The sequence below is a fragment of the Rhodobacteraceae bacterium M382 genome (assembly GCA_025141015.1).
Classification (GTDB): domain Bacteria; phylum Pseudomonadota; class Alphaproteobacteria; order Rhodobacterales; family Rhodobacteraceae; genus Aliisedimentitalea; species Aliisedimentitalea scapharcae.
Window position 1 is genome coordinate 781,085 of record CP081098.1, and the last position, 26,416, is coordinate 807,500.

Below are 26,416 nucleotides of genomic sequence, written 5' to 3' on the forward strand. Positions count from 1 at the left end.
TTGATATCCTTTAATAGCGCAGGGGGTGAAACGGAGTCAGGTCATGATTTGTGGACAAACCGGTGGTGATGTCGGCCACCAAACGTCCGGTTTTTGGGGCCATCATCAGACCATAATGGCTGTGCCCAAAGGCCGCGATCAGTCCGGGTAACCCGTCGATTTCACCGATGCAGGGGAGGCTGTCAGGCAACGACGGGCGTTGCCCAGACCAGGTCGAAAAATTGTCGGAATTCAGATCCGGTAACAATTGTTGCGCCAGTTTCACCAACCCATCCAATCGGCTTTGGTTGATTGGCGCATCGAGACCGGCAAATTCGGCCGTCCCTGCGACGCGCAACCCGTCCTCCATCAGCGAGGCGACGAATTTCATATCCATGTCCATGACTGAGTTGTTCAAGGCAAGACCTGGATTTTGGAAAGAGACATGATAGCCGCGTTCGGATTGCATCGGGATGTTGATGCCCAAAGGTTTCAACAGCTCGGCCGACCATACACCCATAGCCAAAACCAGCTTTGGAACAGTTTCCTCGCCTGAATCGGTAACATAGCGCCAGCCCCCCCCCTCGATTGGCAGAATGGCGCGGACGGACTGCCGCAAGATTTCACCGCCCATAGCGCGGAATTTGTCGGCCAACACAGTGCCGATCCGTCCGGGCGACAGGGCGCGGGCCTGTCCCTTGATCAGAATTGCCGCCTGAAAATCGTGGGTCAGCGCAGGTTCCAGGCTCTGGAGATCAGCGGCAGTGATCCGTTCCAGGTCTGCCCCTTTGTCCCGCCGCATCCGATACTCGACCGTGTCCAGATTGGCCGCTTCTGAGTTGCGAAACGCATGGACATAATAGCTGTCTTGCACCAGATCCTCGTGTCCGGTCCCGGCCAGATGTTGGCGAAACAGATCAACGCAGTCGCGGTTCAGCGAATCCATGGCTTCGCTGATATGGCTGACTTTTTCGGCGCGTCCTTCATACAGAAAACGCAGACCCCACGGTGCGATCCGCGGCAAATAGCTGGGTTTCACAGTCACTGGACCCAATGGGTCCAGCAACCAGCCCGGGACCTTTTTCCACAAACCCGGCATGGATTGCGGAACAATGGACCAGGGTGAAATGATCCCCGCGTTGCCAAAGGAGGTGGCCTGACCGGGGGCGTCCCGGTCAATCAGCCTGACATTTAATCCGCGTTCGGCCAGGGACAGCGCGGAACAGATCCCGACAATCCCGGCTCCCAGAACCGTGACGTCGGGTTGGTCTTCCTGGGTCATGCCGTTGCCCGCTCCTGGCGTTGTTGTGCCAATTGCTGGACGATGACGGGAGCAAAAATCACCAGAGCGGTCAGATCGGACCCGCTGGATGGTGCAACCAGGAACAGCCCACCGATGGCCATGAGGATACGCCAAACCCCTGACAGGCGCGCCAGGAAATACCCGGAAACTGCTGTTGCGATGGCAAAGACACCCAACGCACAGGTGATCGAGACCTGCAGGAACGATGTGATGGTGAAATATTCCGGCAAAACGATCAGCATGGTGGGCGCATAGACGAACACCATTGGGACCATCAGCTTGCCCAATCCCAGGGTAAAGGCACTGACGCCGGTACGGAACGGGTTGGACCCGGCGATCCCCGCAGCGGCATAAGCCGAGGCACAGACCGGCGGGGTGATTTCCGAGATCACGCCATAGTACAACACGAACATATGAGTCGCGAGCGGAGGCACACCCAACTGGCTCAGCGCCGGTGTCGCGACCGCGACCAGCATGATATAAAGCGCCGTTGTCGGCAGACCGGCACCCATCAGGATACAAGCCATGGCGATCAGAACCAGAGACAGGAATTGTTGGATCGAAGGCTGACTGAAGGTCTCGATACCGGTCCAATCCAACAGCGGTGCCAGATTTGCAGCCATGTCAGCCGCCCCCCCGGTGACCATAAAGCCAAGGCGGAAGCCGACACCTGTGGTGTTGATCACGCCAACAACGATGCCCACGGCGGCAGAAGCCGCGCCAACGGCCAGCGCGTATTGCACACCCACATGAAAGCTGTCGAACAGATCGCGGAAGGATTGGCGTTCATTGCGATGCAGGCAGCCCAGGATGGTCAGTGCAGCGAGCATTCCTGCCATTTCCGGGGAATAACCTTCGCCAGAGTAGGGCGACGCCTTCCAAAAGATGAACCCAAGCAGCGCAAAGGGAACCACCAGAGAAGCCGGTTTGTTAAAGGCGCAGAAGCCAACGACCACGCACAGGCTGAGCCCGATAAAGGCAGCCATGTTTGGCGAATACCCCGAAAACAGCACCAGCAGCAACGCGACCAGAGGAATAATGGTGAACCAGCCGTCGCGCCAGACTTTCATGAACTGGGGCAGTTGTTCTTTGGGATAGGCATCAAGGCCGAGCCGTTTGGCGGTGAAATGCACGATCGAGATCACCCCGATATAATGCATCATCGCGGGTACGATGGCGGCAATCACGATGGTGGTATAGGGCACCTCGAGATATTCGGCCATCAGGAAGGATGCGGCCCCCATGATTGGCGGGGTGATCTGACCACCGGCTGATGCGGCGGCTTCGACGCCACCTGCGAAATGGGCCGGATACCCCATCTTTTTCATGTTTGGGATGGTGAGCGATCCGGTTGAAACCGTGTTGGCGATGGAGGAGCCCGAGATGGTGCCAAAGAACGCGGAACTGACAACTGAAACTTTGGCCGGACCACCGGTATAGCGCCCAGCCAGGATCATGGCGTTATCGACAAAAAACTGACCCAGGCCCATCCGTTGGGCCACGACGCCAAACAGGACAAAATGAAAGACAACCGTGGAAACCACCCAAAGCGTGACACCAAAGATGCCTTCGGACGGGAAATACATGTTGTTCACGAACTGCTGCCAGTTCACGCCCGGATGCTTCAGGATCTGCGCGGGCATATAGGGGCCGAACAACGCATAGCTCATAAAGATCAGGATGATCAGCGGCAGAACAAATCCGATGGTTCGCCGGGCGATCTCCAGAACCGTCAGGATAAGCATGGTGCCAAAAAACACGTCGATCCCGGTCGGGTTGCCTTGGCGCAGCGCCTGTTCGGGAATGTTCAGACCCATTCCGGTGAAGCCACGCCAGCTGACCCACAGAAACAAGGCGGCAGCCATCCCGGTCAGTGCCAGTGCCCAATCATACAAGGGCACGTTGCCCGGAGCCCATAGGCTGCCTTTGCCATAGGTCATCGACTGATCGGTGCGGATCAGCGGAAAGCTGAGGAAGATGAACAGGAACAGGCCAGCCAGATGGATGCCCATGTGAACATGATCAACGGGCGTGCCGAATCCGGCGGTCCACAGATGATACAGCGCAAAGGCAATCGTCGCCCAGTAGACCAGTTTGGTCAGCGTCGGCCCGTTGTCCCGTGTCTGAAGGGCGGAGTCGTACTGCTTCTCCAGCTCCTCCAGTTCCTTGTTGTCGAGATGAGAGTTCAAACCCATTACAGGATCCACCGTTCAAAGGGGCGCGCCGTTTGGGGGCAAAGCCGTCACCCTGCGGGTTGCGCCAGAAAGAAAAAGGGCGGCAAAGGACCATGATCCAGCGCCGCCCAGTGGGAGGTAATTACTTCAGAGCACCGATTTCACGATAAAAGCGCTCGGCACCCGGATGCAGCGGCACACCGATCCCGGCCACGCCATCCAGGGCAGTTTCCAGGGTGATGACCTTGCCTTTGGGGTGGCCATTGTCCAGAAGCTTGCGGGCGGTTTTCGACCACATTGCCTTGGTGATCTGATAAATCAGCTCTTCGTCGATATTCGCGTTGGTGACCATGATGCCGGACACGGCGACCGTGTTCACGTCATAATCCACACCGGGGTAGGTCCCAGCCGGGATTTGCGAGGGGATGTAATAAGGAACGGTTTTATTGGCCTGGGCGACTTCTTCCTCGGACCAGTTGTACAGTTCCATTCCTTTGGTGTTGTCCAGCTGGATCATCGCGGCCACTGGTGTACCGGCAGCATAGAAATAGGCGTCCAACTGACCATCCGCGATGCGTTCCGCAGATTGTGCGTTGTTCAACTCCGCCTCTTCCATGTTGTCCCGATTCACGGCGTGATCATTCAGGATCAGCTCGACCGCGATCTGTGTGCCCGATCCCGCCTGGGCGATACCAACGCGTTTTCCTTTGAGGTCGCCCAGACCTTCCAATGAAGCGCCTTTGGGCATCACCAGATGCAGGTCTTCGGGGAACAGATTGGCGATCACCCGCAGGTCGGGTTTGGCATTGCCTTCGAATTTGCCGACACCATGATAGGCGAAATGCAGCGTTGCCGCGCCGGACAGGCCTGCTTCCATCTGGCCATTCTGGATGGCGTTGACATTATGGGCCGATGCGTTGGTCGATTGAGCGATCGCAACCAGACCTGGAACGCCACAGTTGCCGCCCTCTTCGCAGGACCGCGACCCGGGTGGGTTGGAAATGGCGTTGGCAATGATCCCGCCAATCGGGAAATAGGTGCCGCCGGCACCACCAGTGCCAATGCGGAAAAAGGTCATTTCCTGCGCGCTAGCTGCGCCTGCCATCATGCAGGCCGCGACGGCCGCGCCGGTGAATTTGTTAAAAAGTCCCATCGTGTTCTCCCTCATTGGATTCCGTCACGGTCTTGTCGACCTTGGACGTGCATTTTTCCATTTTGACAGCATGGCAAGCTTATACATAAAAACAAATTGGTAATTTTTCGGTATCCATAAATGTTTTCTATATGATACGACGTTTGGATGAATTTCCAGCAGCTCACCGTCTTTCGCGAAGTCATGAAAACCGGATCCGTCAGCGATGCGGCCCGCAATCTGCACCGCACGCAACCCGCGATCAGCGCGTCCCTAAAAGCTTTGGAGGCATCTCTGGGAATCGAGTTGTTTCAACGTGATGGCCGCCGCTTGCTCCCAGTTCCTGAAGCGTACTACCTTTTGTCCGAAGCCTCGGAAATTTTGGATCGGTTAAAGTCAGCCGAGTCAAACCTGAGCGGCTTGCGGGACCGGACGTCAGGCGTGTTGCGAATCGTGGCGATGCCGGGACCTTCGGCGCATATTCTGCCCCGATTTGTCAGCTCATTCATCGACAGCACGCCCGATGTGCAGGTGACTTTTGCCACGCGCAGCTCGCCACAGATTCGCAGCCTCATCGCAGCACAAAGCTTTGACTTGGGGTTTTGCGACACGTCCAACACTCTGGATCAGGATCTGCTGTGTGACAGCGAAAACCTTTTTTGCAAATGCCTGTGTGCCTTGCACATGGATCACCCTCTGGCAAAACGGGATGTCATTCAGGCCGAGGATCTGGACGGGGTGCCCATGGGTGTCTTGCAACCCAATCATGGAACCTATTTGGAAACCACGCGTGCCTTTGCCGAACGAGATGCCCAATTCAACATCCGAATAGATGCACAATACTTCATACCCCTGTTTCACTTTATCGAAGCGGGGCAGATCTGTTCCATCGTCGATGTTCTGAGCGCGGAAAGTTACCTGAGCAGCCGTGGTGACCAAAGTCGGATTCGGTTCGTTCCCTTCGAACCGGTGGTCCCTTTTGGGTATTCAATCTTGACGCCCTACAACAAGCCTATGTCCAGATTGTCCGGGGCCTTTGTCGTGGCTTTGCGGGATCGCGTTGAGAACATTATAAAAACCCGACAATCCGGAAGCTGAAACGCGCAACTTATGACGGGTCGATTGCGATTCTTGCCATATTGGTTGCGACCTGATCCATGAATTGTTTGCCGGTGTTGGACAGGGCCCGACTGCGAGCCGTGAGGATAACAATATCCAACAGAATCCGTGGTTCAAAGCGGCGCACAACATAGCCCTCTCCATCATCGCTCATCAGCGTAAACGGGTCGATCAATGAGGCACCAAACCCCTGTTTCACCAGGTTCAGAGCATTGCGGAACAGATCTGTGTGACACCGCACGCGCCATTTGGCACCCGCGGCGTGAAATGTTTCGCGAGCGCGCCGGTTAACCATATGTTCAGCGCCCATGACAATGAATGGGTAATCATCCATCAGTTCGGGGGTCAGCACATCGTATTCGACCAGGGGACTATTGGTGGGAATTGCGCATAGGGTTTCGAAATGGAAATGCAGCGCGTCCAGCCCATCATGGCGCAGGGGCAATTCACAAATCCCGATCTCGAACAGGCCGGCCATCACCCATTCCTGGATTTTGGACGAATATTGCGACTGAAAAGATACCACCAGATCGGGGCGCGTTTCCGCAAATTGACGGATCTGCTCGGGCATGAAACCGAAGGCCAATGCGTGATTGGTCGCGACTTGTAGCTGGCCCATTTTCTGGTTCTGCAAATCGACAACGGCCTGATTTACGTGGTCCAGCCCCCGGACAACGGTGTCAATTTCATCGAATAGGACCATGGCTTCGGGTGTTGGAATCAGGCGCCCGCGGGTGCGTTCGAACAGTTTCAATTTCGTTGATCGTTCGAGCTGGGAAATCAGGTTCGAAATCCCGGGTTGCGAGATGCCCAGCTGTTCGGCGGCACCGGTGACAGTGCTGGTTTCGATGGTGGCGTGAAAGGCCTGATATTGGCGGAAAGAAGATGTCATAACGTATAGTATCATAATTTATTATGGACTTGGAAAAAAATAGTATTGGAAATGATGGAGTAGAGTCCGCAAGCTGTCCTAGGGACAAGGGAGAGTTTCGTGGATCTGCAACAGACAATAACTGGGTTTGACCTGTGGCACCTGCAATTGCCGGTGGTGTCAGCCCGTGATCACGGGATTGGCCGTGTTTCGGGGTCGTGCGAAATCGTCGTGCTGCGCCTGACAGCAGAAGGTGGCAGCCAGGGGTTCGGCGAGGCGTCGCCCTGGTCAGTTTTCACCGGCTCCCCCGAGGCCAGCTTTGCCGCGTTGGATCGCTATATCCGCCCGTTGGTCGTCGGTCGCCGGGTCGCGGATCGTGCGGCGATCCTGCAGGACGCAGCCAAATGCGTGGCGCATTGCACCGAGGCCAAGGCCGCGTTGGAAAGCGCGTTGTTGGATCTGACCGGGCAGATCTCGGACCTTCCTGTCTGGGCTTTGCTGGGCGGGAAATGCCGTGACACCATTCCGCTCAGTTGCTCCATTGCCAATCCGATTTTCGATGATGACATCGCGTTGATGGAACGCCTGCGCCAAGACAAAGTCGGCTTGATCAAGCTGAAAACCGGCTTCAAGGATCACGCGTTCGATGTGATGCGTTTGGAGCGCATTGCCCGTGATTTCCCCGAATTCCGCGTGCGGGTCGATTACAATCAAGGGCTGGAGATCGAAGACGCCGTGGGTCAGGTTATGGATGTGGCCCAGTTTGAACCCGACTTTATCGAACAGCCTGTGCGGTATCATCATTTCGACATGATGGCCCGGTTGCGGGGAATGATCGATGTGCCGCTCTTGGCCGATGAGAGCGTGTTTGGTCCCGAAGACATGGTGCGTGCCGCTCGCGAAGGCATCTGTGACGGAGTGTCCGTCAAGATCATGAAATCTGGCGGGCTCAGCCGGGGCCAGTCGGTGGCCCGGATTGCGGCGGCCAACGGATTGATGGCCTATGGTGGAGACATGTTCGAGGCGGGTCTGGCGCATCTTGCGGGAACCCACATGATTGCAGCCACGCCTGAAATTTCATTGGGGTGTGAGTTTTATCAGGCGTCATACTTCCTCAAGGAAGACATCCTGGAGACGCCATTCGAGGTCCGTGACGGTCAGGTTGTTGTACCGGATGCACCGGGGTTGGGGCTGCACCCGGACCTGGACAAGCTGACCCACTACGCCGTTCGTACGACGGAGACAGTATGACCCAACAGCGCAAAACCATCGCAATCGTCGGCGCCGGGATCATCGGAGTTTCAACTGCGATCTGGCTGCAACGCGATGGCCATGACGTCATTCTGATAGACAAGGCTGGTCCGGGCGAAGGTGCCAGCTCTGGAAACGGCGGTATTCTGGCGTCTTGTTCCAGCGTGCCTGTCACAGGGCCAGGGTTGATCAGGAAAGCACCCAAGATGCTGTTCAGCCCCAACCAGCCGCTGTTCCTGCGGTGGGGGTATTTGCCGAAACTGGCACCATGGTTGATGCGGTATCTGTCCAATGCCAATGCCGAAGATACCCGGCGGATTTCGCGCGCGGTGGCCGGGATTGTTGGGGACAGCCTGAATGATCACCTGGCTCTGTCTGCTGGAACAGGCGCTGAAAAATGGATTGTGCCGTCTGATTACGCCTATATCTACAACGACCGTGCCCATTTTAACCAAGATGCGTTCGGCTGGCAGCTGCGACGCGAGAATGGCGTCGTATGGGACGAACTGGAAGGCGACGCATTCCGCGCATGGGATGATGTCTTTGCCCCCGAATTGGGGTTTGCGGTCAAGATGGGTGATCACGGTCGGATTACTGATCCTGCGGCCTATGTCAAAGATCTTGCCAAACATGTGGTGGCGCAGGGTGGGCGATTGGTGACAGCCGCCGTGGATGATTTCGTGCAGGAAAATGGCCAGATCACCGGCGTTCGCGCGGGTGGTGAAACCATCGCCTGCGATGCGGTGACAGTAACAACCGGCGTCTGGTCGGGGCCGTTGGCCAAAAAACTGGGCCTGTCGGTTCCGCTGGAGGCGGAGCGTGGATACCACATCGAATTGTGGGACCCGAATTTCATGCCCAAGACCCCGGTTATGGTGGCATCGGGTAAATTCGTGGCGACACCTATGGACGGGCGGCTACGGCTGGCCGGAGTAGTCGAGTTCGGCGGGATTGAGGCTGGGGCCTCGAAGGCACCGCTTAACCTGCTCAAGAAGAACGGTATATCGGCCTTTCCTGGGTTGAAATGGAAAGAGATGACGGAATGGATGGGCTTTCGTCCTGCACCTGCGGACTCAATCCCGGTGATTGGCGAAATCCCGGGGATCAAGGGCGCGTACACCGGGTTCGGACATCACCATATCGGGCTGACGGGCGGCCCCAAGACCGGCAGATTGCTGGCCCAAATGATAGCGGGACGACAACCAAACGTTGACGTGTCCGTCTATTCGCCTGCACGTTACGTGTAGGCCAGACACAAAAAGATCAGGCAAAACCAACCAATAGGGAGATAGAACATGAAAAAATTGACCAACCTGATGGCAGCCACCGCGCTGACCGCCGTTTCGACAGTTGCCGCCGCGCCGGTGATGGCAGAAACTTGGGACATGCCGATGGCGTATTCTGCCTCGAACTTTCATTCCGCCACGGGTGCCGAATTCGCGAAATGCGTGACCACCGGCACCGGAGGCGAGCTGGAGATCGTGACCCATCCGTCGGGCTCGCTGTTCAAGGGTGCGGATATCAAACGCGCGATTCAGACCGGCCAGGCGCCGATCGGCGAGCGTCTGCTCTCTGGTCATCAGAATGAAAACGCCCTGTTTGGGTTCGACTCGATCCCGTTTCTGGCCACGTCATTTGATGACAGCGCCAAATTGTGGAAAGCGGCCAAGCCGAGCCTTGAAAAAGTTCTGTCCGAGCAGAACTTGACGCTGCTTTATGCTGTGCCATGGCCCCCGCAAGGGCTGTATTTCAAGAACGAAGTGACCTCGGTCGCGGAAATGAAGGGCATCAAGTTCCGTTCGTACAACAACGCCACTTCGCGTCTGGCCGAGCTGACCGGAATGCTGCCCGTAACTATTGAGGCAGCTGAAATCAGCCAAGCCTTTGCCACAGGGGTTGCTGAATCCATGGTGTCGTCGGGGTCGACTGGATACGACCGCAAGGTCTGGGAATCCCTGGACTATTTTTATGAGGTCGATGCCTGGCTGCCGCGGAACTATGTGATGGTGAATTCCGAAGTCTGGGCAGATACGGCCGAGGCGCACAAGAACGTCATCACGGGATGCGCCGAGTTGGCTGAATATGCCGGCAACTGGCGGGCCAAGGAATACACCGGGTTCACCCTTCAGGGGCTGCGCGATGGTGGCATGACTGTTGGCCCCGCGTCGGATCAGATGGTGGGTGAGCTGAAAGAAATCGGCGTCACCATGACCAATGAGTGGTTGGAAGCCGCAGGCGACGAAGGCAAAGCCATCGTCGATGCCTTCAAAGCCATGCAGTAACACAAAACAATCGGGCGGCGCGTCACGTGCCGCCCGAATTGCATCCAATGGGAGGGTGACACGATGGGCGTTCTGCGCAGCCTCAGGGTCGGACTGGACTTTTTATACCGCTTAGCTGAATTTATTGCGGCCTTGTGCATGATTGCCATTCTGGCGCTGATCATGCTTCAAATGTTGGCCCGATGGTCCAGCGAAGTATTTCCGGGCGCACCCGAATATGCAGCTTACTTTATGGCTGCTGCGTCATTCATGGGGTTCGCCGCAGCTTTGAACCGTGGATCGCACATTCGGGTCTCGCTGTTGCTGAATGCCGTCGGCCCGAAAATGAAGCGTTACGTCGATATCTGGTGCTTTGCCGTGGCTTCGGCCACGATGTGGTATTTTGTCTGGCACGCCCGCCAGTTCGTTTACTGGTCGTGGAAATTCAACGATGTCAGCCAGGCCCAAGACAGGACAGCCCTGTGGATCCCGCAATCGGTGATGATCATTGGTGGCGCCCTGCTTGCGATTGCCCTGACAGACAGCCTGATCAATCTGATCTTCAAGGGAGAAAACCGTATCTCCCACGACAACATCGAAACGCAGGAGGTCTGAATCATGGATTATGTCTTTTTGGTTCTGATTTTCCTGGCCGTCCTGTTCCTGTTGTTGGGGAGCGGTGTTTGGGTCGGTATTGCCATGATGGGCGTCAGCTGGGTTGCGCTCGAACTGTTCTCGAATTCCAGCACCATCGGTCAGGATATGGTCAGCCAGATCTGGTCTGCCTCGAAATCCTGGGAACTTGCTGCCCTGCCCATGTTCATCTGGATGGGTGAGATATTGTTCAGGACCCGACTGTCCGAGGACATGTTCAAGGGCCTGAGCCCGTGGATGGCGCGCCTGCCGGGCGGATTGGTCCATGCCAATATCGTCGGGTGTACCGTGTTTGCCGCCGTGTCCGGTTCGTCGGCCGCGACGTTGACCACTGTGGGCAAGATGTCGATCCCGGAACTGCGCAAACGTAACTATCCCGAAACCATGACCATCGGGACGTTGGCCGGGGCGGCGACCTTGGGCCTGATGATCCCGCCATCGCTGACGTTGATCGTCTATGGCGTTACCATTGATGGCGTGTCGATCATCAAATTGTTCTTTGCCGGGATCGTTCCCGGTCTGGTTCTGGCATCCATGTTCATGGCCTATGTCGCGATCTATTCCAAAGTGTCGAAATCATGGAACCCGGATCAGGAAACCGGCATGACATTTATGGAAAAGCTGAAGAATTCTCGGTTCCTGATCCCGGTGATACTCTTGGTGGTGATGGTGATCGGGTCAATGTACCTGGGCTTTGCGACTCCGACCGAAGCGGCCGCGTTGGGCGTCGTCGGTGCCTGGGTTCTGGCGATTGCGCAAGGGTCACTGAATTGGCAGACTTTCCGTGATTCCACCATTGGGGCGGTGCGGACATCGGCGATGATTGCATTGATCCTGGCGGGATCGGCGTTCCTGAAATTTGCGATGGCCAAAACCGGTCTGCCCAAGGAGCTGGCTGAGATGATTGCCAGCTGGGAGTTCTCGCGGTTTGCGTTGTTGATGGTGCTTTTGGTTTTCTACATCATCCTGGGCTGTTTTCTGGATGGGATTTCGACTGTGGTGCTTACCATGGCCGTGCTCGAGCCGGTGGTGCGGACCGCCGGGATTGACCTGATCTGGTTCGGGATCTTCATCGTTGTCGTTGTGGAAATGGCACAGATTACACCGCCGATCGGGTTCAACCTATTTGTGATGCAGGGAATGACAGGGCATGAGATGGGGTACATCGCTCGGGCTGCGATCCCGATGTTCCTGATCATGGTGTTGATGGTGTTCGTTTTGATTGCCTTCCCGGAACTGGCCACATGGTTGCCTGATAACCTCAGACAGAGATAGCGGTGGCATGATCATTGATCTCCTTGGCAGGGTCGCCCGGTATGGGCGGCTCTGTCTGGTTCTGGGTTTGCTGGCTGGGTTGATCTTGCCAGGGGTGGCGGCGGTGATGCGCCCCTGGATCCCCGAGCTGGTTTCGCTGCTGCTGTTTTTTACTGCGTTTCGTGTCGGTTATCGCGACGCAACGGGGGTGGATCTGAGCAAGGCGTTTGGCCAGGTCCTCATCTTGCAATTGGCGCTGCCGGTGGGGGCAGTGTTGATGTTGATCGGCCTGGATCTCGGGCTGGGGCCTTTGGCAATGGCCGTCGTTCTGGTTTTGGCGGCACCGTCCGTCACCGGTGCCCCAAACTTTACCATTCTGGTGGGCGGTGATCCGGCCCGTGCCTTGCGGGTCTTGGTCCTGGGAACCGCACTGTTGCCGGTGACGGCATTGCCGGTGTTCTGGTTGCTTCCGCAGATCGGTGATCTGCAGGACGTGCTTTGGGCTGCGGGGCGATTGACCCTGGTTGTTCTCAGTGCTGTGGCGCTGGGGTTTGCAGTCCGTCAACTGGCTGCCCCGGATCTGGGTGACCGTGGGCGGGCGGGGCTGGATGGGCTGACATCCATTGTGCTGGCCGTCATCGTTGTCGCGTTGATGTCGGCCATTGGCCCTGCGTTTTCTGAGAGCCCGCTGGGGTTGTTTTGGTGGCTGTGTGTTGCGTTCGCCGTGAACTTTGGCATGCAGGTCGCATATTTCACTCTGTTGACAGTGCTGGGGCAGGATCGCAACGCTATCCCGATGGGGATTGTCGCTGGAAATCGCAATGTCGCGCTGTTTCTGGTGGCGCTGCCGCCAGAAACCACAGAACCACTGTTGATCTTTATCGGCTGTTATCAGATCCCTATGTATCTGACACCCATCCTGCTAAGGAGGTTTTATGCCCGTGCACTTTGCTCAGACTGAAGGCTTCCCGATGATCCGGACTGTTGGTGTTCAGGGGATGCTCGTCACCTTTGCCGATCAGATGACCGAAGCATCGAACCGGGCGACGCTGGCATTCCGCACTGCGATCGAACAGCTGGATTTGGAAGGGGTTATCGAAACCTCAACTTCGTTGGCATCGGCCTATGTCCGGTTCGACCCTCAGAGCCTGTCGCACGCCCGTCTGCATGACTGCCTGTCCACGCTGCTGGATGCCCGAGATTGGTACGCAGCCGAGCTTCCTGTTGGCCGCCGGTTCTGGAGGGTGCCGACCGTCTATGGGACGTCTCGCGCACCACAATTGGCAGAGGCTGCCGACCTTGCAGGGATGAGCGAACACCAGGCGATCGAGAGCCTGAGCTCCTCGCGCGTCCGTGTTCTGACAATAGGGTTCGCGCCGGGGCAACCCTATCTGGGCCCGCTGGGGAAGGAATGGAACATCCCGCGCCAAACCGAATTGACGCCTTTGGTTCCGGCGGGAGCGCTGGTGCTGGCAATCAGTCAGTTTGTGCTGTTCTCGTCGTCCACTCCGACAGGATGGCGACATGTCGGACAGACGGGAATTGGAATATTTCAGCCCAAGGCGGCAACTCCTTTTGCCCTGCGGGCCGGGGACGAGCTGCAGTTTGACGCCGTCACCGAACAGGAATTTGGGCGCATTTGCGAACGGGACCCATCCTTTGGTGGGGCGACAGCCACGGAGATCAGAGCATGAGCGCGCTAAAGGTTCTGCGGATTGGCCCAGCGGTCACGATCCAGGACATGGGGCGGCCAGGGTTGTTGGGTCAGGGGGTGTCTCAGGGAGGAGCTGCTGATGTCCGTGCTCTTGCCGAAGGGGCGGCTCTTCTGGCGCAGCCCGTGACCCATGCCGCGTTGGAAATGGCTGGTATGGGCGGCGATTTTCAGGCCACAGCCCCGCTGCGTATTGCCCTGACCGGCGCAGTGATGAGCGCGTCGATTGATGGCGAACGCGTTTCCTGGAATGCCTCTCACCTGCTGGGGGTCGGACAAACCCTGTCGATTGGTGCCGCGCGTCGTGGCGTTTATGGGTATTTGCATCTGGGCGGTGGGATCAACAGCCCGGTTCTGTTGGGCGCGCGCGCCGTACATCAGTCTGCGGGCCTGGGGCACGCGATCCTTGCAGGCGATGAAATTCCGGTCGGACCGGACAGCGGGTCGGAAATAGGTCTGGTTCTGGCTGTTACGCCCCGGTTCGACGGAGGCGAATTGCGGATTGTCGAGAGCTTTCAGTCGGCTCTGTTTTCGCAGGCCATACGAGACAGATTTGCTGGCACTGTGTTTCAGCGGGGCAGTCGTGCCAACCGGATGGGTGTCGAGCTGGTCAGCGAGGGGGTTGGATTTTCTGCCGAAGGCCAATTGAATATCCTGTCCGAGGTAATCACCCCCGGTGATGTCCAGATGACGGGGGACGGCAAGCCTTTTGTCCTGCTACGAGAATGTCAGACGACAGGGGGGTACCCTCGGATCGGGACTGTTCTGCCATGTGATCTGCCCCGTATCGCACAGGCGCAGCCCGGCGCATCGCTGCGGTTCAATTGGGTCACGTTGGACGAAGCGCTGGCAGCGGAAGAACGGTTTGCAAAAGAGATCAAGGATCTGCGTCGGGCCTGCCAACCGCTTGTGCGCGATCCGGCCGACATTGCGGATCTATTGGCCTATCAATTGGTTGGCGGGGTGATTTCGGCCAAGGCCGATCCGTTCGAAAAGGAAAGCTGATATGAACATGACTGTCGATTTGAACGCCGACATGGGCGAGAGCTTTGGCCCTTGGAACATGGGCGATGATGCGTCGCTGTTGGACATTGTGACTTCGGCAAATATCGCTTGCGGGTTTCACGCGGGCGATCCGGATGTCATGGCCCGGACAATGTCGCGGGCGCGGGACAATGGCGTCGGGATCGGTGCGCACCCGGGATTTCTGGACCTTCAGGGGTTCGGACGGCGCAAGATGCATGTGCCCCATGATACGCTGCGCAACATGATCCGATATCAGTTGGGTGCGGCAAAAGGCATGGCGACGGCCGTTGGGACCCAAGTCCGTCACTTGAAGCTGCACGGCGCGATGTCGAACATGGCCTGCGTTGATCACGCCATGGCGCGCGCCTGTTACGAAGCTGCATTGGATGTTGACCCGGATGTAATCATCATGGTTCTGGCAGCCACGGCGATGGAAGAAGTGGTGCGGGACCTGGGATGCAATTGGTGCGGTGAGATCTTTGCGGATCGTGCCTATAATGATGATGCAACACTGGTGGACCGGTCCCTGCCTGGTGCGGTGATCCATGATCCCGAAGCTGCGGGTCCACGAATATTGGAGATGGTGCGCGAAGGTGCCATCATCACCGAAAGCGGCAAACGCATTCCAACGGCCATTGATACCATTTGTCTGCACGGGGACACCGCCGAAGCTGTTGAACTGGCGAAATCCGTGCGCAGCAGTCTGGAGTCCGGTGGCGTGACCGTACAAAAATTCCAGGGACGCAAAAGTTAGGTGGCTTCGCTGAGAATGAGCGCAGCCACCTGCGTGGCCGAGTTCACGCCCAGCTTGGCCCAGGCTCGCCGTCTAAGGGTGCGCACAGTGTTCTCTGAAATACCCAACTCCAGCGCGGTTCCCGCAACAGTGACCCCCTGAAGAGCAAAATCGCAGATTTCAGCTTCGCGCGGTGTCAGATGTCCAAACAGTCCAGAATCCCGGTCGCGCAGGGCTGAAACACGTGCGGTTGGTGGTGTGCGTAGCCCCATCGACCCGGTGATCCGGTGCCGAAGGCCAATCAGCTCATGCACCAGCGGCAGAACCCGTTGCAGCCGCTCCATTTCAGTATCGGTAATCCAGCCTGCTTTCTCGCCTCTGAGCAAAAAGGTCTGAAGCCCGACGCGATCGGTCCAGGACGATGTGGTCACCCGTTCGATTACCCCGTCGCGAGCATAGATCGGGCTGAGCGGGTCACTCGGATCGGGTCGCCACCGCTCGATTGTCAACCCATAGTCCCGCGATGCACGGATCCGGTCCAGGATACTGTCGATCAACCTGTCATCGGACAGGATTACGTTGGCGTTTCGGTTGAACCAATAGCCACTCATGTCTCCGCCCCAGAAGGACAGGACAGGTTCGGGGCGGGACATGTCCGCCACATGGAATGTGCCGATATTGGCGATATCGGCGGCTCGGCGAACATAGTCCAGCAACCGGTTGGCAAAGTCCGGCGTTGGGACCGCAGCAACCAATGCGGCGACGTCATCCCGAGGCAAAGGGCGGGGAGGAAAGTTGTCATCCATTCGGGTGACAGATTGACCCCAAGAGTTTGCGATAGTCAAGGAGACCACAAATTCAAGCGACTCGGTGGACAGCCAGACATGCCCCAGCTTTTTTCGACCCGGAACCGTCCCTTGCACATGGGGCCATTTCCTCTTGAACGATTGATGCGTGGACCCGTGCCCGACCTGGACGCGGTTCCCCCGTTTCACCCGTTGAATTTCCGCCGTCCCGACATGCCGACCTCGATCGTCAACGCAATGGGCGAATACCAGGCGATGATGGATGCAATCCGACACGGGCAGGTAAACCCTGCGCGAGCCGGCTGTCCCGAGTCCCCGTTAGAGCGCGCCAACCACATCAAGGCCTTTGGTTATTTCTCTGATGCCAGCATGGTCGGAATTGGCCCGCTTCCCAATTTGGCGCGTCTGGAGCAACCATATCGCAACCCGGACATTGACCGACTGTCCCATGATCTGAAAACGCGCCAGACCAAAACCCTGGCTTCGGGTATTGATATGATCATGGCTGACCTCAAGGATGCGATGAACGCGCCCTCGACCACGATTGATGCCCACACCCACGCTATCGTTTTTCTTTACGACATGCCGCGGGATCCCGGGGTCGATGAAATAGGCTGTGATTGGTTGCAGGATGCCCAGCACCATCGGGCCTGTTTGCGGGCGACCGAGACAGCAGTGGTGATCGCAAATTACATCCGGCTGTTGGGATGGGATGCCAAAGCCCACACCGCGACCACCTCGGATGTGGACCTGAACAAGGTGACGGTGGCGGCGGGGTTGGCCTCGGTACGGGGCAGCGAACTGACCAACCCCTATGTTGGGGCGCGGTTCGGCGTGGCGGTGGTGACCACTGATTTCGATCTGGCCCACGACAGGCCGCTCCTGCCGCCGGACCAGCAGCCGATATTGCAGATCAAGGGGCCGCGCTGGTGGGTTGGTGCAGGGTCGCGGCGCTCGGCTTTGAACAGAGATCCCTATGAAAAGCGTGCTTTCAGGGATGGGCCGCATCCTTTCGAAACCCTCTCGCGGGTGGATACGCCGACCACGTATATAGATGAACCCAATGTCGCCCGTGTTCCCAAACGCGCCGATATGTTCGCGCGGGCTCAATTCGGAGACATGGGCAAGGCCAATCAGGAGGCGGCCAAGGGCGGTCACTACGCCCGCAAGGCAGCACCATCAATGGCGCAGCGAAGGATGCTGGGTGCCTTTGTTCTGTTGCAGGACGGAGCATCGGACGCTGGGCCCCGTCCGACGGATGCGGTCCGAAATGCTGCCAATATCAAGGCCGCCAGTTATTTCCTGGGCGTGGACGCGGTTGGGATATCGCGTTGCCCAGACTGGACCTGGTATAGCCACGATGCGACCGGCACGCCGATTGAACCAGATCACGACCAGGCGATCAGCATGATCATTGATCAGGGTTTCGAGACCACTGATGGCACGTCGGGGGATGATTGGATCGCGGTGGCACAATCCATGCGGGCCTATCTGCGATTTTCCCTTTTGGGGGGGGTTATCGCACGTCAGATCCGCAACTTGGGCTACAAGGCCAAGGCCCATACTGTTTTGGACGGTGAGGTGTTGCAGCCTCCACTGTTGTTGCTGAGTGGTCTGGGCGAGGTGAGCCGCATTGGTGAAGTGATCCTGAATCCGTTTCTTGGACCGCGCCTAAAGTCGGGTGTTGTGACCACAGATATGCCGCTGACACACGATAAACCGATCGATTTTGGCCTGCAAAATTTTTGTAACAGCTGCAACAAATGTGCCCGTGAATGTCCCAGCGGTGCAATCACTGCTGGTCCCAAGTTGATGTTTAATGGGTATGAGATCTGGAAATCGGACAGCCAGAAGTGCACCACGTATCGGATCGGAACACCGGGCGGGGCCATGTGTGGCCGGTGCATGAAAACCTGCCCGTGGAATCTGGAGGGATTGTTTGCCGAGGCCCCGTTTCGATGGGCAGCGATGAATTTCCCCAAGACGGCTCCGGCTCTGGCCAAATTGGATGATCTGGTTGGCAATGGTGAGGTCAACCCAGTCAAAAAGTGGTGGTGGGATCTGGAGTTGGACACCGCAGGCGCGTATCAGCCCACGCCCAATCCGGTGAACGCCCGCGCCCTGCAAAAGGATCTGACGTTGAATTTTGCCGATCAGACCCTGGCGGTCTATCCGGCTCCTCTGGCCCCACACCCCTGGCCTTACCCTTTTCCCATGGACCGCGAGGCCGGGATCGAAGCCTATCAAGCCATGATCACGGCCGAGGAGTATCAATCCCGACGGGCGCGAGGCGAGACTGGGGCCTGGGAGCATCGCTATGAAAACGATGGCGAGAGCCCGGTGTTGCCCGTGGTTGTCGCCAAGGCCGAGCAGATGGGAAGAGACGTGGCCAAATTCGAATTTCGTGCGATTGATGGGACCGACTTACCTGAATGGACGGCAGGGGCGCATCTGGATATTGTGGTGGCACCTGAATTCCTGCGTCAGTATTCCATGTCCGGCGACCCTGCGGATCGGTCCAGATATCAGATTGGTGTGTTGCGCGAAGACAACGGACGCGGCGGGTCGCTGTTGCTGCACAGGATCTTTGCAGAGGGGCGCAAGGTTTTCATCTCCAAGCCGATCAATCATTTTGCTCTGGAGGAAGCGGCGCAGAAAAGCTTTCTCATGGGGGGTGGGATCGGGATCACGCCAATGATGGCGATGGCGCATCGGCTGTATGCGCTGGGCGCGAAATTCGAAGTTCATTACTCTGTCTCATCCCGTGCAAGTGGCGGGTTTCTGTCAGATTTGGAAACGGTGCCTTGGGCCGATTGCGTGACGCTGCACATCTCGGACGAAGGCAGTCGGGCGGATCTGGATGGAGTGCTGGCGGGGTATCAATCCGGGTGGCATGTCTACACCTGTGGACCTGATCGCTACATGGCGTCAGTGCTTGATGCCGCTGAACGGCAAGGTTTCCCAGAGACGGCTCGGCATCTCGAGTATTTTTCGGTACCCGAGGTGCCCGACTATGAAAACCGGCCGTTTGTCTTGAAGCTGGCCCGTTCCGATCAGGTGTTGCAGGTGCCCGCCGACCAGACCGCTACGGATGTTTTGGCTGCAAATGGCATTCATATCGACGTCAAATGTTCTGACGGGATTTGCGGTGTCTGCAAATGCGGGCTGATCTCGGGCGAGGTGGAACACAGGGATTTTGTTCTGTCCAAAGCTCAGCGAGAGGGGGCTATTATCCTTTGTCAAAGCCGAGCGGTTGAAGAGGGTGGGGAAATCACCGTTGATCTTTAATGAACGCGATGGGCTCCCGCCCGTCACAGGGGTCTCATTCGAGACCCCGTTCCCGTTGGGCGTGGCATTGCACCCTAAAGGTGCAATGCCACGCCCAACAACCGAAGATGGTCCCGCAAGGGAGCGTCGCCGGTTGGCGGGAGCCCACCGGTGTTGAACGACAGACTGGGATACCTGGCGCGATGCCTAATGCCAGGTGTCCGGTAAATCTTCTTTACGCTTGGCCATAAAGGAGAGCAGTTCATCGTTCACCGCGGGGTCCAAGATTGGGGCTTCATACTGCTCCAAGTCGCGTTTCCATTTCTGATTGGCGCGCTGCACCATGTCTTGGCTGCCTCGGTCGCTCCAGGTTTCGAAATTCTGCTTGTCTGACAGCACAGCGTCATAAAATGCGTCCTGATAATGCCGCATCGTATGGCCGCAGCCAAAGAAATGTCCACCAGGGCCCACTTCGCCAAAGGCATCCATGGCAAAGGCCTCATCGTCAAAGGGGAGACCTTTGAGAAAGATGTGCAAAGCGCCCAGGTAGTCCGCGTCCATGACCAACTTTTCGTAGGACATGGTTAACGCTCCTTCCAACCAGCCGGCCGATTGCAGAACGAAATTGGCACCACTCATCACGGCTGCCTGCAAAGCTGTCACGGATTCCATCATTGACTGTGCATCTGGCAGTTTTGACGCTGAAAACGCACCCGAACAGCGCAACGGCAGCCCTATGCGGCGCCCCAACTGCCCGGCCACATAAGACCCAAGAGCGGCTTCGGGTGTGCCAAAGGTAGGCGACCCGGATTTGAGGTCCACGGTGGTGACGAAATTGCCGAAAATGACCGGAGAACCCGGGCGGGCCAATTGTCCCAGTGCGCTGCCGACCAACACTTCTGAATAGGCCTGGGTCACCGCGGCGGCCATGGACACCGGAGCCGTTGCGCCGCCCAGCACAAAGGGCACAATCACGGGGCATTGGTTGGCTTCGGCATATATTCGGATTGCACTGGACATGGCGTGGTCAAAAACCAGCGGGGAGTTCATGTTGATATTGGCCATGATTACACAGTTTTGATCGACAAAGCTGGCTCCAAAGGCGATGCGAGCCATGGCGATGCTGTCTCTGGCCCGCTCAGGAGCCGTGACAGACCCCATGAAGGGTTTGTCCGAGCAGGTCAGGTGGGCATACACCATGTCCAGGTGGCGTTTGTTCACTGGCAGGTCCGTGGGTTCACAGATTGTTCCGCTGGAGTGGTGCAGCCAGGGGGACATATAGGTCAGCTTGATCAGATTTTCGAAATCCCGGATCGTGCCATACCGGCGCCCGTTGTCCAGATCCCGAACAAATGGCATGCCATAGCCGGGGCCAAAAACCACGTTGTCGCCACCGATCTGGATTGATCGCGCGGGGTTGCGGGCGTGCTGGGTAAACGAGGGCAACGCCGATGCGCGCAGGATCTGGCGCAGGTGGCCCGGCTCGAACCGGACCCGTTCGCCTTGAACATCCGCCCCGGCGTCATGAAACAAGCGCAGGGCTTCCGGGTCGTCTACAAACCTGACCCCGATTTCTTTGAGGAGTTGATCTGAGCGCGCCTCGATCAGATCCAGGCGGTCTTCGCTCGCCAGATCATAGGTCGGGATGAGTCGTTTGGCACCAGTGATGATCTGTGGAGCCGCCAGGGGCGGTGAATTTCGCCGCCGTGTCCGGCGTGGTCGGATCGCATCCATGTCAGGCCTTTCTTTGGATTGAAACAGCCTGTTCGGCCGTTGTCCTGCCGCTTGTCCGTAAACGACCATGCGTCGGTATTGGACCTGGTCTCACGCGGATGTGTCGCGGTGCGACCTGATAGCAGAATGGAGGTGCAGGGATTGAATTATATTCTAAAATATGCATATGAATTGGTGAACACGCGCCGGATAAGGATATCGCCATGTTGAAATTGGGATTTGCGATAATGATGGGGGTCTTGATCCCCACAGTGATTTCGGCACAGGAAGCGCTGACGCCTGTCATGGTGACTGAATGGAAGGCGGTTTTCGCCAAGGTGGAACCGCGAGATACAGTTCCGGCGCGGGCCCGGATCGGTGGAACGCTGATTGAGCTAACCGTTGAAGAGGGCGATCAGGTGGCACGTGGTCAGGTGTTGGCCAGGATCCATGATGAAAAGCTGGCGCTGCAACTGCAGGCCGTCGAGGCCCAGATTGCTGCGCTGCTTTCGCAACTGGGAAATGCAAAGACCGAACTGACACGGGGCGAAGGCTTGCTGGAACGTGGTGTCACGACGGCCCAGCGTCTGGATGCATTGCGCACACAGGTCGCGGTTCTGGTCAGCCAGATCGACGCTCAGCAGGCACAGAAGCAAGTGGTTGAACAGCAGGTTGCCGAAGGGTCGGTGTTTGCACCTGTGGCAGGGCGGGTTCTGGATGTGCCTGTGACCAGCGGCGGTGTTGTGATGCCGGGTGAGCCGGTTGCGGTCTTGGCGGGGGGCGGGTTGTTCCTGCGGCTTGCGGTGCCGGAACGTCATCGGGTCGACCTCAAGGAAGGTGCCACGATCCGCGTGGGCAGCGGAACAGTGCAGGAGGGGCATCTGGCCAAGGTCTATCCACAGATTGAAAATGGCCGTGTGATTGCAGACGTCGATGTCCCGGAATTCGATGCCGATTTCGTCAACGCGCGGGTCCTGGTGCATTTGCCGGTTGGTCAACGCGTGGCGCTGTTGGTGCCGTCAGATGCGGTTTCCTCTCGCATGGGGTTGGATTTTGTGACGGTGCAGCATGACGGCGGGCAGGTCGAGCGCGCCGTGGTGCTGGGAGAAATTGTGGACGAACGGACCGAAGTGCTCAGTGGTCTGTCCGCTGGGGACCTGGTGGTGATCAGCCATGAGTGAACGCAAGCAACCTGCCTTGGGAATGGCCGGGGCGCTGACCCGGGCTTTCATCCAATCCCCGTTGACACCCCTGATGATCCTGGCGGCGCTGGCTGTTGGGTTGGTGTCCCTGATCAGCCTGCCACGCGAGGAAGAACCACAGATTTCGGTCCCTCTGGTTGATATTCATGTTCAGGCACCTGGGCTGGGGGCCGAAGATGCAGTCAAGCTGGTGACCGAGCCGCTGGAAACCATCGTCAAGGCGATCAATGACGTCGAACATATCTACAGCCAGACCCGAGATGACTATGCGATGGTTACGGCCCGGTTCCTGACGGGCACTCCGGCCGACAGCGCCATTCTGCGAGTGCATGACAAGCTGCGCGCGAATATGGACCGGATCCCGATGGGAATTGCCGAGCCTCTGGTGGTTGGCCGGGGAATTGACGATGTAGCCATCGTTTCCCTGACCCTGACGCCAAAACCGGGGTACGAGGCCCAGTCCAATGAACTGACCCGCGTCGCACGGGAATTGCAGGTTGAGGTGGCAAAAATCCAGAATGTGGGCCTCACCTATATCGTGGGTGAAGCTCAGGAGATGATCCGGATTGCCCCGGATCCCGAGCGGTTGGCGCTGTACGGCGTGACGCTGCAACAGCTGGCGGGCAAGGTGCAGGCCGCCAATCAGGCGTTTTCTACCGGACTTGTTCGGGACGGTGGCCAACAGATTCCGCTGGTCGCGGGTGAAACGATGACTGCGCCTGCAGATATAGGCAACCTGGTCTTGACGGCACGCGATGGCCGCCCGGTTTATGTGCGCGATGTTGCCGACATTTCCTTTGTTCCGGATGGGTCTGACCAAATTGTGGCGAATGTGACCCGGGATGAGTCCGGGCAGGCTCTGCGCACACCGGCAGTGACACTGGCCATCGCCAAACGGGCCGGGGCCAATGCGGTGGTCGTGGCAGAAGAGATCCTGCATCGGGTCGAGATGCTGAACCACAGGTTGGTTCCCGACGGGATCGGAGTGACGGTCACCCGGGATTACGGCGAAACCGCGGATGAAAAGGCCAATGAACTGTTGTTCCATTTGGGATTGGCTACGGTGTCAATCGTGGGGTTGGTATTTTTTGCCATAGGTTGGCGCGAAAGTATCGTGGTGGCCGTGGTCATTCCTGTGACAATCCTGCTGACGCTGTTTTCGGCCTGGATCATGGGCTATACGCTGAACCGGGTGTCGCTGTTTGCGTTGATATTTTCGATCGGAATTTTGGTTGATGACGCCATCGTGGTGATCGAAAACATCGCCCGTCATTGGGGGATGAAGGATGATGCAAATCGGGTGACCAAGGCGATCCGAGCTGTGGCCGAAGTGGGGAATCCGACAATCGTCGCAACGCTGACCGTGGTCGCCGCGTTGTTGCCGATGCTATTCGTAAGCGGTCTCATGGGCCCCTATATGAGCCCAATCCCCGCCAATGCCTCGGCGGCGATGATTTTTTCGTTTTTTGTGGCCGTGATCATTACGCCATGGTTGATGATCAAGATCGCCGGAGGAGCACCGGTGCATCATGACGAAGGGCAGGGGGGACGGCTGGGCCGGATATATACCGCCGTGGCGGCCCCGGTGTTGAAGACAAAAGCTCGGTCGGGGTTGTTCCTTTTGATCGTGGCCACGCTCAGCTTTGGGTCGATGGCGGCGCTGTACACCCGAGATGTGACGGTCAAACTGCTGCCCTTCGACAACAAGTCGGAACTGTCGGTGGTGATTGATTTGCCCGAGGGGGCGTCGGTCGAGGCAACGGATGCGGTGGCGCAGGATGTGGCCACGGCCCTGTTGAGCCTCTCCGAGGTTGTGTCCTTGCAAACCCATGCTGGCGCGGCGGCACCGTTCAACTTCAATGGTCTGGTGCGTCACTATTATTTGCGCGCTGAACCCCAATTGGGCGAGGTGCAGGTCAATTTGTCCCCAAAACACGATCGTGACCGTACCAGTCATGAAATTGCGCTCGAGATTCGGGGGGTGCTCCGTGAACTGGAGGTGCCGGCTGGCACCAGTTTGAAAACGGTTGAACCGCCTCCGGGGCCGCCAGTGATTGCGACTTTGCTGGCCGAAGTTTACGGGCCGGATGCCAGCACGCGGCGCGCGGCCGCCGCGCGGATCCGTGCGGCCTTTGAAACCGTTCCTTATGTGGTGGATGTGGATGACAGCTTTGGTGAACCGGCACGGCGGTTAAAGGTCAAAGTGTCCTCGGATCAGCTCGAATTCTTTGGCGTAGAAGAGGGCGACGTGTTCTCTACCGTTGGTCTGCTGAACGGCGGACAGACTGTGGGGTATTCCCATCGTGGTGATGGGCGCCGTCCAATTCCGATCCGGGTTGAACGCGACAAGGCCGATCGGGTGGTGGATGAACGTTTTCTGACCACTCCGATTCCGGCCAACGTGTTACCGGGCGCGCGCGGTGTGGTGGAATTGGGCGATGTGGTCCAGGTGAGCGAGGAACAGATGTCCTTTCCCATCTTCCGACACAATGGGCGCGCGGCAGAGATGGTCACCGCCGAATTGGCCGGAGATTTTGAAGCCCCCTTGTATGGTATGTTGGCCGTGGCCGATGCGTTGGATCAGATGGAGTGGAAACAAGGCGAGAAACCTGTGATCGCCATGCATGGCCAGCCCGAAGACGAAAGTCATGTGACCCTGTTGTGGGATGGCGAATGGGAGGTGACGTTTGTGACTTTCCGCGACATGGGCGCGGCGTTCGCGGTGGCGTTGCTGGGGATCTATATCCTGGTGGTGGCGCAGTTCGGATCGTTCAAGTTGCCGTTGGTGGTGTTGACGCCGATTCCCTTGACCTTTCTCGGGATTATGGGCGGGCATTGGTGGTTCGGAGCACCCTTTTCGGCACCGTCAATGATCGGGTTCATCGCATTGGCAGGGATCATCGTGCGCAACTCGATCCTGTTGGTGGATTTTATTCGTCATGAAGGAGATCCGAAGAAACCGACGATAGACGTGCTGTTGGCCGCGGGGGCCATTCGGTTCAAGCCGATCCTGCTGACGGCGGTGGCGGCTATGATCGGCGCAGTGGTGATCCTGGCCGATCCGATTTTTCAGGGGTTGGCGATTTCCCTGCTGTTCGGGCTACTGTCATCCACATTGCTGACCGTTCTGGTCATCCCGGCGATCTACCGGATTTTCAAAACCTGAGCGTGCTCTTACCCTCGTTGAGCTCCCGCCCGCCTGCCAGGCAGGCCGTTGGGCCAGGCAGCGCGCCGATGGCGCGCTGTGGTCGGCGCAGTGTGGTCGGATTGGCCGTAGCCTGCTATAGATTGGCGAACCAGTCGGGGAGCTGAGTGCGGGCTTCGAACCGCAGCGAACGGGTTCGAACAAGTCCGTTCTTTGGGTCGCGCAAGGGGGATTGCAAGGCTGCCCAGGCCTGATCCCGGGCCTGATCCCAGGGCAGTTCCGGCAATTGGGTGGCCCGCAGTATTTTTTGTTTGCTCAATCGGTCTGCCTTGCGCCACGCAGTTCCGGGCAATCCTTTTCCCTTGCTCCGTGCGACTTCCTTGCGCACTTCGTTTGTGCTCCACAAGACGTCGAAATTCGCATATTTGAGATGGGCCAGATACACACCGGGCGGCATCACAAAGGGGTAGCTCTCTACCAGCTTGGAACGGATCTTGATTCCGTGACGTTTCAGCCCAATTCGTTTTCGAACTGCCCAGGCCTTGGAGTAGTGACCGCTGAAGACCGCGGAACGTCGATGGTTCAGGGCCGATGTGCCATCTGGGATCGGGGAATCCGTCGGGGATTCAAAAACCTCCAGCCCCAAGGCAAAAAGAGCGTCGCCGGAGTTTTGCGAAAACAGATCCTCAAACCCTGTGAACAGCTGTGGGTCCAGGCAGATCAGTTCATCCGCATCGGTCCGGATCACCCAATCATAGACCTGTGCCAACCCGTTCTGAAGATTGTTCAACATTTCGCTGCGGAGACTGTCAAAA

At 57.8% G+C, this 26,416-nt stretch carries 20 protein-coding genes (1 of these 20 only partly in view); 13 read left to right on the forward strand and 7 right to left on the reverse strand.

What is annotated here, in order from left to right; all coding sequences use genetic code 11:
- Nucleotides 1–10 precede the first annotated feature (10 nt).
- From K3727_03455 to K3727_03465, 3 genes are all read right to left on the reverse strand, one after another.
- Nucleotides 11–1,261: an FAD-binding oxidoreductase gene (locus K3727_03455; protein UWQ91874.1), complete on the reverse strand. Its 1,251-nt coding sequence runs from the start codon at nucleotides 1,259–1,261 to the stop codon at nucleotides 11–13.
- On the reverse strand, nucleotides 1,258–3,477 hold the full coding sequence (locus tag K3727_03460; protein UWQ91875.1) for a TRAP transporter permease: 2,220 nt from the start codon (nucleotides 3,475–3,477) through the stop codon (nucleotides 1,258–1,260). The genes K3727_03455 and K3727_03460 overlap by 4 nt, the downstream gene beginning before the upstream one ends.
- 121 nt (nucleotides 3,478–3,598) lie before the next feature.
- Nucleotides 3,599–4,609, reverse strand: coding sequence for a TAXI family TRAP transporter solute-binding subunit (locus tag K3727_03465; GenBank protein ID UWQ91876.1), 1,011 nt, complete (start codon nucleotides 4,607–4,609; stop codon nucleotides 3,599–3,601).
- Between the two features lie 147 nt (nucleotides 4,610–4,756).
- Between K3727_03465 and K3727_03470 the strand changes: the two genes are divergently transcribed.
- Nucleotides 4,757–5,686, forward strand: coding sequence for a LysR family transcriptional regulator (locus K3727_03470; protein UWQ91877.1), 930 nt, complete (start codon nucleotides 4,757–4,759; stop codon nucleotides 5,684–5,686).
- A 10-nt stretch (nucleotides 5,687–5,696) separates the two neighbouring features.
- Here K3727_03470 and K3727_03475 read toward each other — a convergent pair whose 3' ends face one another.
- Nucleotides 5,697–6,599, reverse strand: coding sequence for a LysR family transcriptional regulator (locus K3727_03475; GenBank protein ID UWQ91878.1), 903 nt, complete (start codon nucleotides 6,597–6,599; stop codon nucleotides 5,697–5,699).
- Between the two features lie 99 nt (nucleotides 6,600–6,698).
- Here K3727_03475 and K3727_03480 point away from each other — a divergent pair, with 99 nt between their 5' ends.
- The 9 genes from K3727_03480 to K3727_03520 all read left to right on the forward strand — a co-directional run bounded on the left by K3727_03480 (nucleotide 6,699) and on the right by K3727_03520 (nucleotide 15,489).
- A complete protein-coding gene (locus K3727_03480) occupies nucleotides 6,699–7,829 on the forward strand; it encodes a muconate cycloisomerase (protein UWQ91879.1) in 1,131 nt (376 codons plus the stop codon).
- Nucleotides 7,826–9,076, forward strand: a complete 1,251-nt coding sequence (locus K3727_03485) for an FAD-binding oxidoreductase (protein UWQ91880.1) — start codon at nucleotides 7,826–7,828, stop codon at nucleotides 9,074–9,076. The genes K3727_03480 and K3727_03485 overlap by 4 nt, the downstream gene beginning before the upstream one ends.
- Before the next feature lie 48 nt (nucleotides 9,077–9,124).
- On the forward strand, nucleotides 9,125–10,111 hold the full coding sequence (locus tag K3727_03490; GenBank protein ID UWQ91881.1) for a TRAP transporter substrate-binding protein: 987 nt from the start codon (nucleotides 9,125–9,127) through the stop codon (nucleotides 10,109–10,111).
- Between the two features lie 63 nt (nucleotides 10,112–10,174).
- A complete protein-coding gene (locus K3727_03495) occupies nucleotides 10,175–10,705 on the forward strand; it encodes a TRAP transporter small permease (protein ID UWQ91882.1) in 531 nt (176 codons plus the stop codon).
- 3 nt (nucleotides 10,706–10,708) lie between these two features.
- Nucleotides 10,709–12,019: a TRAP transporter large permease subunit gene (locus tag K3727_03500; protein UWQ91883.1), complete on the forward strand. Its 1,311-nt coding sequence runs from the start codon at nucleotides 10,709–10,711 to the stop codon at nucleotides 12,017–12,019.
- Between the two features lie 7 nt (nucleotides 12,020–12,026).
- A complete protein-coding gene (locus tag K3727_03505) occupies nucleotides 12,027–12,959 on the forward strand; it encodes a hypothetical protein (protein UWQ91884.1) in 933 nt (310 codons plus the stop codon).
- Nucleotides 12,934–13,692 (forward strand): allophanate hydrolase subunit 1, encoded by a 759-nt coding sequence (locus K3727_03510; protein ID UWQ91885.1) that lies wholly within the window; start codon nucleotides 12,934–12,936, stop codon nucleotides 13,690–13,692. The genes K3727_03505 and K3727_03510 overlap by 26 nt, the downstream gene beginning before the upstream one ends.
- Nucleotides 13,689–14,714: an urea amidolyase gene (locus tag K3727_03515; protein UWQ91886.1), complete on the forward strand. Its 1,026-nt coding sequence runs from the start codon at nucleotides 13,689–13,691 to the stop codon at nucleotides 14,712–14,714. The genes K3727_03510 and K3727_03515 overlap by 4 nt, the downstream gene beginning before the upstream one ends.
- A 1-nt stretch (nucleotide 14,715) precedes the next feature.
- Nucleotides 14,716–15,489, forward strand: a complete 774-nt coding sequence (locus K3727_03520; GenBank protein ID UWQ91887.1) for a LamB/YcsF family protein — start codon at nucleotides 14,716–14,718, stop codon at nucleotides 15,487–15,489.
- Here K3727_03520 and K3727_03525 read toward each other — a convergent pair.
- Nucleotides 15,486–16,274: a helix-turn-helix transcriptional regulator gene (locus K3727_03525; GenBank protein UWQ91888.1), complete on the reverse strand. Its 789-nt coding sequence runs from the start codon at nucleotides 16,272–16,274 to the stop codon at nucleotides 15,486–15,488. The two genes, K3727_03520 and K3727_03525, sit on opposite strands and share 4 nt — an antisense overlap.
- 78 nt (nucleotides 16,275–16,352) lie before the next feature.
- Here K3727_03525 and K3727_03530 point away from each other — a divergent pair, with 78 nt between their 5' ends.
- Nucleotides 16,353–19,562: a 4Fe-4S dicluster domain-containing protein gene (locus K3727_03530; protein ID UWQ91889.1), complete on the forward strand. Its 3,210-nt coding sequence runs from the start codon at nucleotides 16,353–16,355 to the stop codon at nucleotides 19,560–19,562.
- Between the two features lie 186 nt (nucleotides 19,563–19,748).
- Here K3727_03530 and K3727_03535 read toward each other — a convergent pair whose 3' ends face one another.
- Nucleotides 19,749–21,275 (reverse strand): trimethylamine methyltransferase family protein, encoded by a 1,527-nt coding sequence (locus K3727_03535; GenBank protein ID UWQ91890.1) that lies wholly within the window; start codon nucleotides 21,273–21,275, stop codon nucleotides 19,749–19,751.
- Nucleotides 21,276–21,478: 203 nt separating this feature from the next.
- Between K3727_03535 and K3727_03540 the strand changes: the two genes are divergently transcribed.
- Nucleotides 21,479–22,435, forward strand: a complete 957-nt coding sequence (locus tag K3727_03540) for an efflux RND transporter periplasmic adaptor subunit (protein ID UWQ91891.1) — start codon at nucleotides 21,479–21,481, stop codon at nucleotides 22,433–22,435.
- Nucleotides 22,428–25,622, forward strand: a complete 3,195-nt coding sequence (locus K3727_03545) for an efflux RND transporter permease subunit (GenBank protein ID UWQ91892.1) — start codon at nucleotides 22,428–22,430, stop codon at nucleotides 25,620–25,622. The genes K3727_03540 and K3727_03545 overlap by 8 nt, the downstream gene beginning before the upstream one ends.
- Nucleotides 25,623–25,737: 115 nt before the next feature.
- On the opposite strand, the gene K3727_03550 is transcribed toward K3727_03545, so the two are convergent.
- A protein-coding gene (locus K3727_03550) for a glycosyltransferase family 2 protein (protein UWQ91893.1) crosses the window boundary here: on the reverse strand, nucleotides 25,738–26,416 show its 3' portion. 185 nt of this gene lie beyond the right edge of the window; only the last 679 of its 864 coding nucleotides appear in the window; its start codon lies beyond the right edge, outside the window; its stop codon occupies nucleotides 25,738–25,740.

Excerpts from the sequence above, each read along its gene's own strand:
- K3727_03455 (UWQ91874.1), bottom strand. The coding sequence starts at position 1,261 with ATGACCCAGGAAGACCAACCCGACGTCACGGTTCTGGGAGCCGGGATT.
- K3727_03460 (UWQ91875.1), bottom strand. The coding sequence starts at position 3,477 with ATGGGTTTGAACTCTCATCTCGACAACAAGGAACTGGAGGAGCTGGAG.
- K3727_03465 (UWQ91876.1), bottom strand. The coding sequence starts at position 4,609 with ATGGGACTTTTTAACAAATTCACCGGCGCGGCCGTCGCGGCCTGCATG.
- K3727_03470 (UWQ91877.1), top strand. The coding sequence starts at position 4,757 with ATGAATTTCCAGCAGCTCACCGTCTTTCGCGAAGTCATGAAAACCGGA.
- K3727_03475 (UWQ91878.1), bottom strand. The coding sequence starts at position 6,599 with ATGACATCTTCTTTCCGCCAATATCAGGCCTTTCACGCCACCATCGAA.
- K3727_03485 (UWQ91880.1), top strand. The coding sequence starts at position 7,826 with ATGACCCAACAGCGCAAAACCATCGCAATCGTCGGCGCCGGGATCATC.
- K3727_03490 (UWQ91881.1), top strand. The coding sequence starts at position 9,125 with ATGAAAAAATTGACCAACCTGATGGCAGCCACCGCGCTGACCGCCGTT.
- K3727_03495 (UWQ91882.1), top strand. The coding sequence starts at position 10,175 with ATGGGCGTTCTGCGCAGCCTCAGGGTCGGACTGGACTTTTTATACCGC.
- K3727_03500 (UWQ91883.1), top strand. The coding sequence starts at position 10,709 with ATGGATTATGTCTTTTTGGTTCTGATTTTCCTGGCCGTCCTGTTCCTG.
- K3727_03505 (UWQ91884.1), top strand. The coding sequence starts at position 12,027 with ATGATCATTGATCTCCTTGGCAGGGTCGCCCGGTATGGGCGGCTCTGT.
- K3727_03510 (UWQ91885.1), top strand. The coding sequence starts at position 12,934 with ATGCCCGTGCACTTTGCTCAGACTGAAGGCTTCCCGATGATCCGGACT.
- K3727_03515 (UWQ91886.1), top strand. The coding sequence starts at position 13,689 with ATGAGCGCGCTAAAGGTTCTGCGGATTGGCCCAGCGGTCACGATCCAG.
- K3727_03520 (UWQ91887.1), top strand. The coding sequence starts at position 14,716 with ATGAACATGACTGTCGATTTGAACGCCGACATGGGCGAGAGCTTTGGC.
- K3727_03525 (UWQ91888.1), bottom strand. The coding sequence starts at position 16,274 with ATGGATGACAACTTTCCTCCCCGCCCTTTGCCTCGGGATGACGTCGCC.
- K3727_03530 (UWQ91889.1), top strand. The coding sequence starts at position 16,353 with ATGCCCCAGCTTTTTTCGACCCGGAACCGTCCCTTGCACATGGGGCCA.
- K3727_03535 (UWQ91890.1), bottom strand. The coding sequence starts at position 21,275 with ATGGATGCGATCCGACCACGCCGGACACGGCGGCGAAATTCACCGCCC.
- K3727_03540 (UWQ91891.1), top strand. The coding sequence starts at position 21,479 with ATGTTGAAATTGGGATTTGCGATAATGATGGGGGTCTTGATCCCCACA.
- K3727_03545 (UWQ91892.1), top strand. The coding sequence starts at position 22,428 with ATGAGTGAACGCAAGCAACCTGCCTTGGGAATGGCCGGGGCGCTGACC.